This is a genomic window from Variovorax paradoxus (genome assembly GCA_016806145.1).
GTDB lineage: Bacteria > Pseudomonadota > Gammaproteobacteria > Burkholderiales > Burkholderiaceae_C > Variovorax.
The window spans coordinates 2,074,824-2,089,482 of sequence record CP063167.1; the positions used below are offsets into that span (position 1 = coordinate 2,074,824).

The 14,659-nt window shown below is 71.5% G+C and carries 12 protein-coding genes; 3 read left to right on the plus strand and 9 right to left on the minus strand.

Features of this window, described 5'->3' with window-relative positions; all coding sequences use genetic code 11:
* Positions 1–102: 102 nt before the first annotated feature.
* The 5 genes from INQ48_40845 to INQ48_40865 form a co-directional block, all read right to left on the minus strand.
* Positions 103–2,880 (minus strand): hypothetical protein, encoded by a 2,778-nt coding sequence (locus INQ48_40845; GenBank protein QRF61714.1) that lies wholly within the window; start codon positions 2,878–2,880, stop codon positions 103–105.
* Entirely contained in the window at positions 2,877–4,565 is a 1,689-nt protein-coding gene (locus tag INQ48_40850; protein QRF61715.1) for a glycosyl transferase family protein, read from the minus strand. Before INQ48_40850 ends, INQ48_40845 begins: the two co-directional genes overlap by 4 nt.
* Positions 4,566–4,583: 18 nt before the next feature.
* Entirely contained in the window at positions 4,584–6,803 is a 2,220-nt protein-coding gene (locus tag INQ48_40855) for a cellulose biosynthesis cyclic di-GMP-binding regulatory protein BcsB (protein QRF61716.1), read from the minus strand.
* A 59-nt stretch (positions 6,804–6,862) separates the two neighbouring features.
* Entirely contained in the window at positions 6,863–7,996 is a 1,134-nt protein-coding gene (gene wecB, locus INQ48_40860) for a UDP-N-acetylglucosamine 2-epimerase (non-hydrolyzing) (GenBank protein QRF61717.1), read from the minus strand.
* A 244-nt stretch (positions 7,997–8,240) separates the two neighbouring features.
* Entirely contained in the window at positions 8,241–9,278 is a 1,038-nt protein-coding gene (locus tag INQ48_40865) for an alpha/beta hydrolase (GenBank protein ID QRF61718.1), read from the minus strand.
* A gap of 308 nt (positions 9,279–9,586) precedes the next feature.
* On the opposite strand from INQ48_40865, the gene INQ48_40870 reads away from it, so the two are divergent.
* Complete coding sequence (locus tag INQ48_40870; protein QRF61719.1) at positions 9,587–9,826, plus strand: hypothetical protein; 240 nt, start codon at positions 9,587–9,589, stop codon at positions 9,824–9,826.
* Between the two features lie 42 nt (positions 9,827–9,868).
* Here the strand turns inward: INQ48_40870 and INQ48_40875 are convergent, their stop codons facing one another.
* Complete coding sequence (locus INQ48_40875; protein QRF61720.1) at positions 9,869–10,759, minus strand: LysR family transcriptional regulator; 891 nt, start codon at positions 10,757–10,759, stop codon at positions 9,869–9,871.
* A gap of 93 nt (positions 10,760–10,852) precedes the next feature.
* On the opposite strand from INQ48_40875, the gene INQ48_40880 reads away from it, so the two are divergent.
* Complete coding sequence (locus INQ48_40880) at positions 10,853–11,641, plus strand: SDR family oxidoreductase (protein ID QRF61721.1); 789 nt, start codon at positions 10,853–10,855, stop codon at positions 11,639–11,641.
* Positions 11,642–11,746: 105 nt separating this feature from the next.
* The gene (locus tag INQ48_40885; GenBank protein ID QRF61722.1) at positions 11,747–12,370 is read left to right on the plus strand and encodes a nitroreductase family protein; all 624 of its coding nucleotides are present in this window, start codon (positions 11,747–11,749) and stop codon (positions 12,368–12,370) included.
* A gap of 9 nt (positions 12,371–12,379) precedes the next feature.
* Here the strand turns inward: INQ48_40885 and INQ48_40890 are convergent, their stop codons facing one another.
* Genes INQ48_40890 through INQ48_40900 form a run of 3 tightly spaced genes read right to left on the minus strand, consistent with a single transcriptional unit; the run spans position 12,380 to position 14,648 of the window.
* Entirely contained in the window at positions 12,380–12,733 is a 354-nt protein-coding gene (locus tag INQ48_40890; protein ID QRF61723.1) for a DUF3325 domain-containing protein, read from the minus strand.
* Positions 12,730–14,361, minus strand: coding sequence for a PepSY domain-containing protein (locus INQ48_40895; protein ID QRF61724.1), 1,632 nt, complete (start codon positions 14,359–14,361; stop codon positions 12,730–12,732). The genes INQ48_40890 and INQ48_40895 overlap by 4 nt, the downstream gene beginning before the upstream one ends.
* Positions 14,358–14,648, minus strand: coding sequence for a DUF3649 domain-containing protein (locus INQ48_40900; GenBank protein QRF61725.1), 291 nt, complete (start codon positions 14,646–14,648; stop codon positions 14,358–14,360). Before INQ48_40900 ends, INQ48_40895 begins: the two co-directional genes overlap by 4 nt.
* Between the last annotated feature and the right edge of the window lie 11 nt (positions 14,649–14,659).

Below are 14,659 nucleotides of genomic sequence, written 5' to 3' on the forward strand. Positions count from 1 at the left end.
ACGCTCAGCACCACTAGACACCTCTACTATCTAGGCGTCGTCGTGGATCGATATAGGTCGGGGGTACGAAGACAGACATGAGTGGGCTACAACTCAACTGCGCTAGTACGACAACGTCAGATTCAAGAACACCCCCTTCGCCCGCCCCGCCACCCCGCCCAGCGTGGTCCGGTACTGCAAGCTCGCATCCACATGCGAGCGTTGCGCGTTGTAGCGGTCCTCGTTGAACCAGTAGCGCAGGTTGATGCCCACGCCCGCGCCGGCCGACCAGCTCGATCCGCGGTCGGCCAGGGCCACGCTGTCGAAGCCCGCGATCGGCACGCCGCTGGCGCGGTTGCGGTTGGAGAACCAGTCCGCGGCGAGCGTGACGTGGGGGAAGAACACGAGGCGGTCGTTGTAGTCGGTGACGAAGCTGCGCCCGATGCGCACCTCGCCGGCAGCGAAGCCCTGGCCGCGCTTGAGGCGGCCGCTGCCGTCGGCGAGCACGTTGCCGGCGGTGTCGCGCACGGTGTAGGCGGCCGGCATGTCGAGCAGGGTGTAGCCGGCCTGCAGGTAGCCTTCCATGGTGAACCAGCTGCGCGTGTCCACCCGCAGGCCGGTGCCTTCGTAGAAGCCGTAGAGCAGGTAGGCCTGCCAGCCGCCCGAGCCGGTATCGGCGCGGTAGTCGAGGGCCGCGGAGCGGTTGTTGAGCTGGCAACGCAGGCTCGCGGGCGCGGGATCGATGGCGCCGGAACGCGTGGCGCTGCCCAGCATGAACTGCCGCTCGAGGCCGAAGGTGAGGCCGGTCGCGGTGTCGGGCGTGTAGCGCACGCCGAGGGCGGCGCTGGTCGAGGGCAGGCCGGCGATGCCGCGGGTGCGCTGCTCGGGCGTGACGCCGACGCCGCCGCAGGGGTTCGGCATGAGCTGCGCGGCGGTCACGTCGGTGCCGGCGTGCAGCGTGGTCGAGAAGCGGCCGTAGACGTCGAAGATGCTGCGGTTGGTGTTGAGGATGCCGCCCGGGCGCCAGAACACCTCGGTGGTGTTGAAGCTCGCGTTGCCGGGCACGGCCACCGGCTGGCCGGGCAGTCCGAAGGAGGCGGCATGCGCGCCGCGGTAGCCGACGGTGCTGTTCACGCCCCATTCGCGCGAATAGCTGGCGATGGTGCCGCGCAGGTCGTGGAGCTGCTGGCGGTCGAGCGAGAGCCAGCCCACGTCCTCGTCGTCGACGGCCTGGCGCAGCGTGGCGGCCGCGCCGGCGCGGTCGCCGGTGCCGGCGGCCGCCTGCGCCTCGTCGAGCAGGTTGCTGCGCGGGGCCTGACCAGTGTGGCGGGCCGCTACGAAATCCTGCAGTGCGAGCGCCGGGTCCTTGTTCGCGATGTGCAGGTAGCCGCGCTGGCGCAACAGGGTGGCGTCGGCGGGTTGCGCGGCGATCGCGGTGTCGAGCCGCTGCAGCGCCTGCTGGCGCTCCGCGGTCGTGCCCGCGGCGAGCGTGGTGGTCAGCAGCTTCTGGCGCGATGCGTCGTCGGGCCGTTCGGCCGCGGCCTGCCTGGCCAGCGCGATGGCCTCGGGATAGCGCTTCTGCGCATAGGCCGCGTAGGCGCGCGTGGCGGCATCGCCGGCCTTCGGCGTGTCCCAGGGCGCGAGCGCGCAGGCCGGGCCCTGGGGCGTGTCGTTGCAGAGTTTCACGGGCGCATAGGCGGTGACCGGCGGCGTGGCGGGCGAGCCCCAGCCGCTCGAGGCGTCCTCGGCCCGCTGGCGGCGCGAGCGCACCTGCGCGTCGTCGGGCGGCAGCGGCGCGAGCAGCGTGCGCGCGCGTTCGCCGTCGCGCGCGGCCAGCGCGAGGTCGGCGCCGATCAGGCGCGCGTCGCGGCGCTGTGCCTCGTCGACCTTCGCATCGGCGACCACGGCATCGACATCCTGTTGCGCCTCGCCGCCGCGCGACAGCTGCTGGCGCAGGTAGGCGCGCTGCAGCCGCAATGCCGCGCCGTCGTCCTGCGCGGCCATGGCCTCGGTGGTTGCCTGCTCGGCGCCTTCGATGTCGGGCACGGCCTGCAGCGCATCGATCAGCAACTGGCGATGGCTCGCGACATCGGGCGCGATGCGCACCGCCTCGCGGGCCTCGTCGACGGCCGCGCGCGGCTGTTGGCGCGACAGGGCGTCGTAGGCCTTCTGCGCATGCTGCAGCGCGATCGAGCGACTGGCCTGCCGCACGCGGGCGGCGATCTCGGCGGCGTTCGGCGCGCCCAACTCCAGCGCGGTGGCGGCCGCCTGCGCGAGCTCGTCGGAGCGCTGCTGCCGCGCGAGCGCGTCGAGCCACAACAGCGCCCAGGGGCCCTGGCTCGGATCGGCGCGCACCGCTTGTTCGGCCGACTTCGCCGCCTCGGCATCGCGGCCCTCGGCGTAGTCGCGGTAGGCCTGCGCCGCGAGCGGGAAGCCCGCGCGGTAGGCGTCGGTGCCGGGCGCGCCGCCGGCGGGCGTCGCGCGCAGGTTCGCCAGTGCCGTGCGCAGCGCCGTATTGCCATGGCCCTGGTCGATGGCGCGCTCGGCCGCGCGCGCGGCCTCGTCGTTGCGCCCCAGCTTCTGCAGCGCATACACGCGCAGCAGGTGCACGCGCTGCGCCGCGGGCTGCAGGCGCAAGGCGGCATCGGCGCGCGAGAGCGCGGTCTCGAAGTCGCCGCGGCCATAGGCCTTGAAGGCCTGGTCGGCCAGTTGCCATGCGCGACCGTGCGACGAGCGCTTGCGCGGCGCGGCGCGTGCCGGCATCGGCGGGGAAGCGGTTGAAGTCGAAGTCGATGGCGAAGGCGCGGCCGGCAGCGAATGCACGGCGGCGAATGCGGGCACCGCGGGCCAGGCCGCGGCCAGCGCGACCGCCAGCAACGTGCGGTTGTCGAGCCCCTTCATGCCGGCACTCCCTGCGGCGCGAGCGGCGCCAGCACCGAATCGCCGCGCTGGAACGAGATCGCCTCCTCGAGCGTGCCGGCGTCGAGCCAGCCCTGCTCGAGCAGGATGCTGCCGAGCTTGCGGCCCGTGCCGCGCTGGAGCATGAGCGCGTCGTCGAGCTGCGCCTCGTCGATCGCGCGCCACGACAGCAGCACCTCGCCCAGCCGCTGGCGCTGCTGCACCAGTTGGTCGGCCGAGGGGAAGTCGTGCATGGTCTTGTCCCACACCAGCCGCTTGCCGAACAGCTTGTGCGAGAGGAACAGCTTCCATGCGCGCGCCGCGGCCATGGCGTTGATGAAGTTGCCGATCACCATGCGCGGGATCGACAGCAGCCCGTGCTCCCAGCCATAGAGCGCCGACACGAAATGGAAGCGCTGAGCGAAGCGCAGCAGCAGCGCCACGGCGTTGAGCTCCATCACCGTCATGAGCCAGCCGCCCGACTGGAAGATCGACGGGTAGTAGACGGTCCACCAGCCCATGGCGTCAGCGAAGAAGAAGACCAGGAAATTGAGCATCAGCAGGTAGCCGAGGATGGCCACGAAGGCGGTGAACAGCCCCTTGCGGTCGCGGAACAGCAGGTACTTGGTGGCCAGCGAGCCGGCCCAGCCCATCTGTTCCCAGCCCTGCAGGCCGATGCCCAGGGTCCAGCGCGCCTTCTGGCGGTAGGCGGTGCGGAAGGTGTCGGGAAAGTACTCGCGCACGCCCAGCGGCATGCGCAGCGAGCCGACCTTCTCGCTGCCCGCGCCGAACCAGGAGGTGCGCCGCGTCACGTATTCGACGTCGAACTTGCCGAAGATCTGCTTCATGCCGAGCCGGCCCAGGCGCGCGCCGATGTCGTAGTCCTCGGTCAGGCTGGCGGTGTTGAAGGGCTGGTTGTCGAGCTCCGCGGCCAGCGTCTGCAGCGCGCGGTGCGAGAAGCAGGTGCCGACGCCGGCCGAGGGCACCATGCGCGACAGGCTCTCGCGCACCACGAGGTCCTTGCTGTGCCACTCGGCGAACTCGTCCATGTAGGTGCCGGCCACCAGCTCGAACCAGTGGCGCTCGAGCGAGGTCACGGGCAGCTGGATGAAATCCATCCGCGGCAGCAGGTAGTTGAAGTACTTGAGTTCGAGCGGGTGCAGCACGTCCTCGCTGTCGTGCAGCACGACGCCCGCGAAGGGTTCGCCCATGGTGCGCTCGTGCTGGAACAGCGCCTGCACCACCCAGTTGAGGCAGTCGGCCTTGCAGGTCGGGCCGTCGTGCGGCACCTCCACGCGCACCAGCTGGCGGTAGCGCCGGCGCATGCGTTCCACCTCGGCGATGGTGCGTGCGTCGTTGCGGTAGGTGCCGACGAAGATGGCGTAGTTCTTGTACTCGAGCGTCGACACCATGTTGGCGAGCATCGGCGCGATCACGTCGTACTCGAGCCAGGCCGGCACCATGATGGCCATCGGCTGTTCGCGCGCCGCGCGCAGCTGCACGGCGGTCAGGCGCCGGTAGCGGCGGCGCACGGTCAGCGAGCGGTAGATCTCGCGCACCCAGTACCAGGCATCGACGAACAGGTCGTCGATGCTCGACAGCAGGATCACCACGCCGACGAACGCGGTCACGATCTCCAGACCGCGGTAGTAGTCGGCCAGCAGGAAGGGTCCGTAGAGCTCGAACATGCGGCTTCGGTCGGATCCTTACTGCTGCGACTTGCGCGCGTGGCGGCGCCGTGCGCGCCAGGCCAGCAGGATCAGCAGCAGCAGCGCGAACACGGCCACGCCGATCACCGGCATGCCCCAGGCGGCGTACGAGCGCCATTCGAAGAACGCGCCTTCGCCGCCGCGCCGCGCGCTCTCGTCCGCGGGGTTGCCGCTGTCGAGCCAGCTCACGGGGCCTTCGGCGCCGAGCATCGCGATGTCGCCGCGGTTCAGCACGAAGGGCTTGGCCGGCACCACGGGGCGCGCGCCGATCGGCTGCCACTGCATGCCGTCCTGGCCGTGCGCGCGGCTGACCTCGATGGCACTGAGCTGCGACAGGTCGTCGAGCGCGAGCCACGGCGCCTTGCGGCCGTGGATGCGCAGGCTGGCGTCCTTCACCTCGACCTTCGAGGCGGCGCCGTCGACCGCCACCTGCAGCGCGAGGAAGGGCCGGGTCGGCGAGAAGGCGCCGGACTGGGTCACCACCAGCTCGGAGCGCACCGGCGTCACGCCGGCGGCCACGGCCATGCGCACCAGGCGCGCGAGGCTCGCGGGCGCGTCGGCCAGCCAGGCCTGCGGCACGGCGACCTGCGGGTTGCCCGACATCAGCGGCAGCAGGCCGACGAAGCTGCCGTCGGGCCGGGCGTCGCCCGCGCGCACGAAGCTGGTGGGCAGCACGTTGACCGGGAAGCCCTGCGGCATCTCCTGGCAGTCGTTCGAATAGGGCTGGCGCTGGAAGGACACGCGCACCACGTTGCTCAGGCCCAGCGCATAGCCCGGAATGCGCGCGTCGAGGCGCTCGGGTCGGCCGTCGGCCTCCAGGCGCTTGGCCGCGAGCAGCACGTCGTTCCAGAACACCGAGGCCACGGGACGCGTCGACGAGGCGCCGGGCGCGGCCGCCACGTCGATCACCAGCTCGGAAGGCATGCGGCCATTGGCCGCGACCACGCCCAGCGGCAGGGTGGCGGTCCACTCGCCGCGCGACACCACGTCGAAGCCGGCTTCGCTGCCGCCGAGGCTGTTGAGGCGGATCGCCGAGCGTTCGCTCGCATCGGGCGCGTCGGCCGTGCGCACGCCGGCCTGACGCGACACCAGCAGGTTGCGCCAGGTCTCGGCGAAGACGCCGGCCGCCTGCGCGCCCGCGTTCTCGGGCACCACGATCACCGGATGCGCGCCCAGCGTGGCGAGGCGCACCTGGCCGGCGCTGGCGGCATCCGCGGCGAGCGCGGTCTGCTGCTCGCGCCAGAGCGCGAAGGCGCGCAGCGCGTCGGCGTCGCCCGCGAACTGCACGGCCAGCGCCTCGAGCGCCTTGGCGATCTGCTGGCGCAGCGCCGTGTCGGCCACCAGCAGGTCGCCGCTGGCCGCGGTGGCGCCGAGCACCAGCAGCGCGCCGACCTCGGCCTCGTTCTTGAGTTCGTAGCGCGCATTGCCGCTGGCGAGACCGGCGAAGGCCGGCAGCGCGGCGAGCCCCGCGGGCACCTGCCAGCCCGAGGTGTCGACGATGTCGCCCGCCACCGGGAAGGCCTGGATCTGCACGCGGCGGTTGGCCTGCTCGAGCGCGACGCCGAGGCGCCAGGCGCTGTCGTAGCTGGTCTTCGAGAGATTGCGCGAAGCCACCAGCAGGACCGGGCGCGCGGGCAGCGTGGCCCAGGCGTCGGCGAGGCTGGTCAGCGCGCCGCTGTTGAAGCGGTAGTTGAAGCGCGTCTCGGGCGAGATCGCGAGCACGTTGCCGGTCGAGCGTTCCAGTTCGCAGACGCGGCGCGCCACGTTGTTCGACCACTGCACGCCGAGGCGCACGAAGTTCGCGCTGCGCGCGACGCCGGTGTCGACCTTGAGGCTCTGGCTCGCGTCGCCCTCGGCCGCCTCGATGCGGCGCGCCTGCACCGGCCGGCCATTGACCGTCAGCAGCATCGAGGTGCTGCCGCCCTCGGCCTTGTGATAGCGGCCGCTGAAGTCGATGCTGGCCTCGGCCAGCGCGAGGCCGCGCGGCACCGGCAGGTAGAACTCCTGGCGGCTGTCGAAGCCGTTGAGCAGCACGGTGTCGCCGATGCCCAGGTCCGACAGCGCGAAGCTGCGGTTGACCCAGGTCTCGCCCTGCAGGCGCTGCAGCGCGTCGCTCGCGGGGCTGGCGTGCGCGAGGAAGGAGGCGCCCAGGGCGCTCAGGGCGAGCACGGCCGTGGGGACGATGGGGGCGATCCGTCGTGAGAACAGAGAAGGCATGGGGAGACTCGGCAGGAAGACTTCGAAAAACTTGAAAAAAGAGGGGCGGCGGTCCGTGCTCAGGGCACGAACTCGGCGGTGTGCCGTTCGCACAGCACGTCCACGATGCGCTGGCTCGCGCGCGCGTCGCCGTAGGGATTGCCGCGGCGGCAGAACTCGGCGTGCACCGCGGGGTCGTCGAGCAGGCGGCGCGCCTCGCCGACGATGCGTTCGCTCGAGGTGCCCACCAACCGCACGGTGCCGGCAGCCACCGCCTCGGGGCGCTCGGTCACGTCGCGCATCACCAGCACCGGCTTGCCCAGCGAGGGCGCCTCTTCCTGCACCCCGCCCGAATCGGTCAGGATCAGGTAGGCGCGCTGCATGAACCAGACGAAGTCGAGGTAGGCCAGCGGCGCGATCAGGTGCACGTTGGGCAGGCCCGACAGCTGGGCCTTCACCACGTCGTGCACGTTGGGGTTCAGGTGCACCGGGTAGACGATCTGCACGTCGTCGCGCTGCGCCAGTTCGCGCAGCGCGGCGCAGATGTTGCGAAAGCCCTCGCCGAAGTTCTCGCGGCGGTGGCCGGTGACCAGCACCAGCCGGCGCCTGGCATCGACCCAGCCGTGGCGCTTCGCGAGCGTGGCGGCCAGCGGGCGGTCGGACTCGAGCCGCTCGACCGTGGCCGCGAGCGCGTCGATCACCGTGTTGCCCGTGACCCAGATGCGCCCCGGCGGCTTCTCTGCGAGCAGCGCGTCGCGCGACGAGGGCGTGGGCGCGAACATCCAGCTGCTGACCGAATCGACGAAGCGGCGGTTGAGCTCCTCGGGAAAGGGCGAGCGGATGTCGCCGCTGCGCAGGCCGGCTTCGACGTGGCCGACCGGAATGCGGCGATGGAAGGCGGCCATGGCGCAGGCCGCGGCGGTGGTGGTGTCGCCGTGAACCAGCACGCAGTCGGGCTGCTCGGCCTCGAGCACCGCGTCGGCGCCCGCGATCAGGCGGCCGTAGAGCCCGTTGAGCGACTGGTTGGGCCGCATCACGTCGAGGTCGTGGTCGGCCTCGAGGTCGAACAGGGACATCACCTGGGTCAGCATCTCGCGGTGCTGGCCGGTCACGCACACGGTGCTGCGCACGCGAGGCTCGCGGCGCAGGGCGGTGACGAGGGGGGCCATCTTGATGGCCTCGGGACGGGTCCCGAAGATCGACAGTACGTGCATTTCGAGGAATCAGTGGCTGGCGCCGACGCACAGCCTCCCCGCGTGTGGACGCAAGGCGGCGGCAAGCCGGACACGAACAAATGAATAAAGGGGTACTCGCGTACCCCCTCAGGGCGGGACCGGTCTGCGCCGTCTGACCCTCGAAGCCGACAGTGTAACTAAAAATTTAACAAATCATCAACAACTGAAAACGGAAGTGCCTACTTTTTGGCACTTCGGGCCGCCGCGTCGGCGGCCCGTCCGCTCAGCCCGCGCGCCGCGCCACGTCCACCACCGCGGCCGCGAAGGCCTGCGGCGCTTCCTGCGGCAGGTTGTGGCCGATGCCGCCGTCGACCTGCCGGTGCTCGTAGAAGCCCGAGAACTTCTTCGCGTAGCTGGCGGGCTCGGGGTGCGGCGCGCCGTTGGCATCGCCTTCGAGCGTGATGGTCGGCACGGTGATCACGGGCGCCTTGGCGAGCCGGTCCTCGAGCGGCTGGTACCTGGCCTCGCCCTCGGCCAGGCCGAGGCGCCAGCGGTAGTTGTGGACCACGATCGCGACATGGTCGGGGTTGTCGAAGGCGCGCGCGCTGCGTTCGAAGGTCGCGGCATCGAAGTTCCATTTGGGCGAAGCCAGCTGCCAGATCAGCTTCGAGAAGGCGTTGCGGTTCTTGTCGTAGCCCAGGCGACCGCGTTCGGTCGCGAAGTAGTACTGGTACCACCACTGGAACTCGGCCTCGGGCGGCAGCGGATTCTTGCCGGCCTCCTGGCTGCCGATCAGGTAGCCGCTGACCGACACCAGCGCCTTCACGCGCTCGGGCTGCAGCGCCGCCATGATGCAGGCCGTACGCGCGCCCCAGTCGCAGCCCGCGACCGTCGCGCTGCGGATCTGCAGCGCGTCCATCAGCGCGAAGATGTCGGCCGCCACCACCGACTGCTGGCCGTTGCGCGGCGTGTCGGCCGAGAGGAAGCGCGTGGCGCCGTAGCCGCGCAGGTAGGGCACGATTACGCGGAAGCCCGCGGCCGCGAGCAGCGGTGCGACGTCGACGAACATGTGGATGTCGTAGGGCCAGCCATGCAGCAGGAGCACCGGCGCGCCGTTGGCGGGTCCGGCCTCGAAGTAGGCCACGTTGAGCACGCCCGCATCGATGTGCTTGAGCGGCTCGAGGCGCCGCGGCGTGCCGCCGGCGGACGGCGCGTTCGACTGCGCGAACGCGGGAACGACTGCCGCGAACTGGGTCGCGGCGAGGCCGATGGCGGCCTTGGCGAGGAACGAGCGGCGCTCGAGCGGGGAGGAAAGCGTCATTGGGAACTCCTTGCGAATGGTGGTGGATGGCATCGGGCCGGTGTCGTTCGCGCTGCCTGGCGATCGATGGCGCGGATGTTCATTCGCGGGAGTGGCCGGGGGCCGGGGCTGCGTATCGCTGTGTATCGGGGGTGGGTTCGCAGACAGTAAATTTCGTTTTTCGCGAGGGATGTGCCGAGCGGATGTGCCTCACGCGTCCCGCCTGCCGACCCACCCACCCACGCGGGCGGCTCCTACGCGACGCGGCCGCGCCGTCCATAGACTCGTTCTCAGTCATTGAAGACCTGGACAACGAGAGGACCATCCGAATGAGCTTCGAGGAAAGAATCGACCTGTGGGAACACGCTTTCATCTGCCGTGCGGAACCCGACGGCAGCGGCCGCTACCTGGCGCGGCTCGACTATGCGGGCGGCCCCGCCTTCATCGCCGATGAACTGCCCGCGGACGACCTCGGGCATGGCAGCGCCGAGGAGGCGCTGCGGCAGGCCCAGCTGCAGGCCATGCGATGGGTGCACGACCGCACGGGCGACGCGCAAGGCCATTTCTGACATTGCCGAGCCTCACGCGCTGAGCGCCGAGCCTCGGCAGGCTCAGGCGGCCGGCGACTGCAGCGCGGCCGCGAGGAAATCCACCAGCGCCGCCACGCGCCGGCTCGGCGCACCGCCCGGAAAGACCGCGAACAGGTCGATCGGCCCCGCCGCGTAGTCGTCGAGCACCACCTCGAGCGCGCCGGCCGCCAGCTCGTGCCGGATGTCCTGCCGGTTCTTGAAGATCACGCCCACGCCGTTGACGGCCCATTCGCGCAGCACCGAGCCGTCACTGGCCTCGCGGTCGCCAGATACCTTCACGTTGAAGGACCGGCCGCCGTCGCGAAAGGTCCAGGCCGCGAGCGGTGCGCCGGGCCGCGCGAGCACCAGGCAGTTGTGCCGCGCCAGTTCGCCCGGATGCGCCGGCCGCCCGCGCGCGTTCCAGTAGGCCGGCGCGGCGCAGACCAGGCGCTCGCCGGGCACCAGCAGGCGGGCCTGCAGGTTCGAGTCGGGCAGCGGGCCGAAGCGGATCGCGAGGTCCATGTGGGTCTCGATCAGGTCGATGGTGCTGTCGCTGAGATGCAGCCCGATGCGCACCCGTGGATGGCGCTGCTGGAAGGCGTCGAGCAGCGGCCGCAGCTGCGAGCGGCCGAAGTCGTTGGTGGCGGTGACGCGCACCGGGCCCGACAGTTCGCCCTGCTGGCGCAGGCCGCCCAGGGCTGCATCCCATTCCGAGACGATGCGGCGCGCGTCCGCCACGAGCGACTCGCCCTCGTGCGTGAAGGCCAGCCGTCGCGTCGAGCGCTGCATGAGCCGCGCGCCCACCTCCTGCTCGAGCTGGTTGATGGCCAGGGTCACGGTCGAGGTGGCGACCGCGCGTTGGCGCGCGACCCCCGAGAAGCTGCCCCATTCGGCGACGTCGATCAGCAGGCGCAGGGCATCGATGCGGTCCATTGTTCGAGGATGTCGAAAGGTGATTTGGAGATGCTCCGGATTATCAATGGATCCACGAAGAAATACGATTGCACCCATCGACCAAGGAATCCCATGAACATCCACTTCAACCACCGCCGCGTGCTGGTCACCGGCTCCACCCACGGCATCGGCTTCGCCACCGCCCAGGGCTTCCTGGCGGCGGGCGCCGAAGTCGTGATCAATGGCCGCGGCGAGGCTGGCGTGGCGGCCGCGCTGGCGCGGCTGGGCGACGACGCCTCGCGCGCCCAGGGCTTCGCGGGCGATCTGTCGACGCCCGAGGCCTGCGCTGCGCTGCAGGCGCGCCACCCCGAGTTCGACATCGTGGTCAACAACCTCGGCGTGTTCGCACCGCAGGACTTCTTCGACACGCCCGACGCGGAATGGGAGCGCTTCTTCCAGACCAACGTGATGTCGGGCGTGCGCTGCGCGCGCGCCTATGCGCCGGGCATGGTGGCGCGCGGCTGGGGCCGCATCGTGTTCGTGTCGTCGGAGTCGGCGCTCAACATCCCGGCCGACATGATCCATTACGGGTTCTCGAAGACGGCGCAGCTGGCCGTCTCGCGCGGCCTCGCGAAGCGGCTGGCCGGCACCGGCGTGACGGTCAATGCCGTGCTTCCCGGACCCACGCTGTCCGAAGGCGTGGCCGACATGCTGCAGGCCGGCGTGGAGGCCTCGGGCCGCAACCTGGAGGCGGTCGCGGCGGACTTCGTCACGACGCACCGGGGCTCGTCGATCCTCCGTCGCGCCGCGCGCGTGGAAGAGGTCGCGAACATGATCCTCTACGCGAGTTCCGAGCAGGCCTCGGCCACCACCGGCGCCGCGCTGCGCGTCGACGGCGGCGTGGTCGACAGCATCGTCTAGCGCCGCCTCCTTTCCCGATTCCCTTCGTCCCGTTCCAGCCGCCCGCGCCGCCGCGCGCGGGCGGAGGACGGGGCTCGTCCGCAAGCTTCCTCCAAGGAGATTCCCATGTCCCATCCGTACCCGATCCTCCAGGCCATCGAAGAGCGCCGCACCACCAACCTGTTCGATCCCGCGCGCGGCATCGACGACGAGCGCATCGAGGAACTGGTGCGACTAGCCACGACCGCGCCGACCTCGTTCAACCTGCAGAACTGGCGCTTCATTGCCGTGCGCACGCCCGCACAGAAGGCGCGGCTGCGCGCCCTGGCCTGGGACCAGGCCAAGGTCAGCGAAGCGGCCGTGACCTTCATCGTCTGCGGCCAGCTCGCCGACCACCGCACGCTGCCCGATCGCCTCGCGGGCGCCGTCGCGGCCGGCTTCATGCCGGCGGAGATGGTCCCGGGCTGGGAGGGCGCCGCCAAGAGCCTCTACTTCGAGCAGCCGCAGCGCCAGCGCGACGAGGCGGTGCGCAGCGCGACCTTCGGCGCCGGCACGCTGATCCATGCGGCGCAGGCGATGGGGCTCGGTTCCGCGCCGATGATCGGCTTCGACGCGCCCGCGGTCGCCGAGGCCTTCGCGCTGGCGGCCGACGAGATCCCGGTGCTGCTGCTGGCCATCGGCTATGCGACGCCCGAGAACTGGCCGCGCAAGCCGCGCCGGCCGTTGGCGCAGGTGCTGCAGCTGGTCTGAGCGACGCCGTCAGCGCAGCAGCGCCAACGCCAGGCACGGCATCGCGAGCGATGCGGCGGCCACGCCGATGGCCGCCGCGTGCTTCGCGGCGTAGCTCGCCACCAGCACCGTGCACAGCGCCGCGGCCGTGAGCGCGCCGAACCACAGCACCCAACCGATGACCGCGCCCTGCGCCGCGAGGCAGGCCGCCAGCGAGAGCAGCAGCAGCGCGCTGCCGGCGCCCTGCAGCGGTCGCCGCCAGCGGCCCGGGCTGCGGCCGCGGCCGAAGGCGTCTTCATGGTGGCGGTCCATCGCGAGGCTCAGCGCGATGAAGCCGCCGAGCGCGGCGGCGAAGGCCGCGAGGATCGACAAGGCCTGCGTCATGCGCGCAGTCCCGCGGGCGCGTTGGCGGCGGACGGCGCCGGCTTCTTCACCGCCTTGCGCCGGCCCAGGTGCCAGGCCGCCGCGCCCAATCCGACACCGAGCGCGAGCGACACGAGGTCGAAGCCCGCCACGGCCCACAGTCCCGCGCGCAGCGAATGGCCGAGGTGGGTGGCGGTCGTGAAGGCATTGAGCAGCGGGATCGCGGCGAACAGCAGCGCGCCGATCGCGAGCTGCACCCGCCACATGCGCCGCGCCGGCCAGGCCAGGCCCGCGACGGTCGCCGCGCCCCAGGCGACGAAGAAGCAGAGGATCTCGTTCGCGCCGCGATCCTCCATGCCCACCGGCAGCAGCCGGTTGGCCCAGAAGTAGCTCGCGAAGGCGATCGGCAGCCCGGCGATCGCGCCCACGTTGAGGCCGTCGACCAGCCGCAGTCCGAAGCCGATGCGGCCCCCCTGCCTGAGCGTCTTCGCGTACTTCTGGCGTTCCTTCACGGCCCACAGCAGCAGGCCGGTCGCCACCATCAGACAGCCCGCGAGCCCCGAGACGAAGAACAGCGCGCGCAACAGCGGGTTCGCGAAGCGCCCGATGTGCAGGCCGTAGAGCACGCCGCGCGTCTGCGCGGCCGCCTTGGGCACATCGCCCGTGGTCGAGATCAGCGCGCCGGTCACGCCATCGAACAGCATCGAGGGCTGGTCGCTCGAGAGGCCGCGGCCTTCCTGGCGCGCGATGCTGACGGTGGCGTTGGCGTCGTTGGGATGGCCGATGGCGATGCGCCCGACGGGCGCGCCGTCCCAGTGCGCACTGGCCTGCGCCAGCAGCGGTGCGATCGGCACCAGCGGCGCGGGCTGCCCCGCGGCCTTGGCATCGCGCGGGCCGCCCGCGGGGAACACCTCGGAGAAGAAGGCCTCGGTGCCGCCCTTGTCCTGGTAGGCGAGCTGCGGGCCCCACGGCATGTAGAGGAACATCAGCGTGACCAGGCCCGTGTACGTGATCATCGCGTGGTAGGGCAGCGCCAGCACCGCGGTGGCGTTGTGCGCGTCGAGCCAGGAGCGCTGGCCCTTCTTCGGCCGGAAGGTGAAGAAGTCGGCAAAGATGCGCTTGTGCGTGATCACGCCGCTCACGATCGCCACCAGCATGAACATCGCGCAGAAGCCGACGATCCAGCGCGCCCAGAGCGCGGGCATGTAGTGCAGGTCGAAATGCAGGCGGTAGAAGAATTCGCCGCCGCGCGTGGCGCGCGCGGCGGTGATGGCCTCGCCGGTGGCCGGATCGAGGGTCGCGTTCTCGAAGCGCGCGCGGCGCGGCCGCTCGCCCGGGCGGGCGGCGGCGGCGGGCGGGCCGCGCCAGAACACGCGCACCGCGGGCTCGCGCACGGTGGGCAGGGTGATGGTCCAGCTCGGGCTGTTCGGGCCGCGCTGCTGCAAGAGCCCGATGGCGCGCTCCGCGGCCTGCGCCTGCGGCACCGGCTGGCGCGCAGCCTGGTGCAGCTCGGGCTTCATCCACAGCGTGATCTCGTCGCGGAAGTAGGCGGCCGTGCCGGCGGCGAACACCAGCAGCAGCACCCAGCCCACCAGCAGGCCCGACCAGGTGTGCAGCCAGGCCATCGATTGGCGGAAGCCCTCCTTCATGCCGGGCTCCCCGGGTAGCGCAGCCACACCAGCGCGCCGAGCAGCAGCGCGGCCGCGGCCAGCCCCAGCCAGGCGCGCGCGGCGCTGCGGGCGGCGAACACCCACACCACCGCGCCCGCGAACACGAGGAAGGAAGCGAGCGTGCCGCCGAGCGCGGCCTCGGCGCGGCTCGCGGGCCACCACAGCGCGATGGCGGCGGCCGACAGCGCGGCCACGGCATAGCCACCGCCGATGGCGGCGACGGCACGCGAGGCAACGGCCAGGCGATGGCGGATCGGGGTGTTCATCGGCCGCCCCC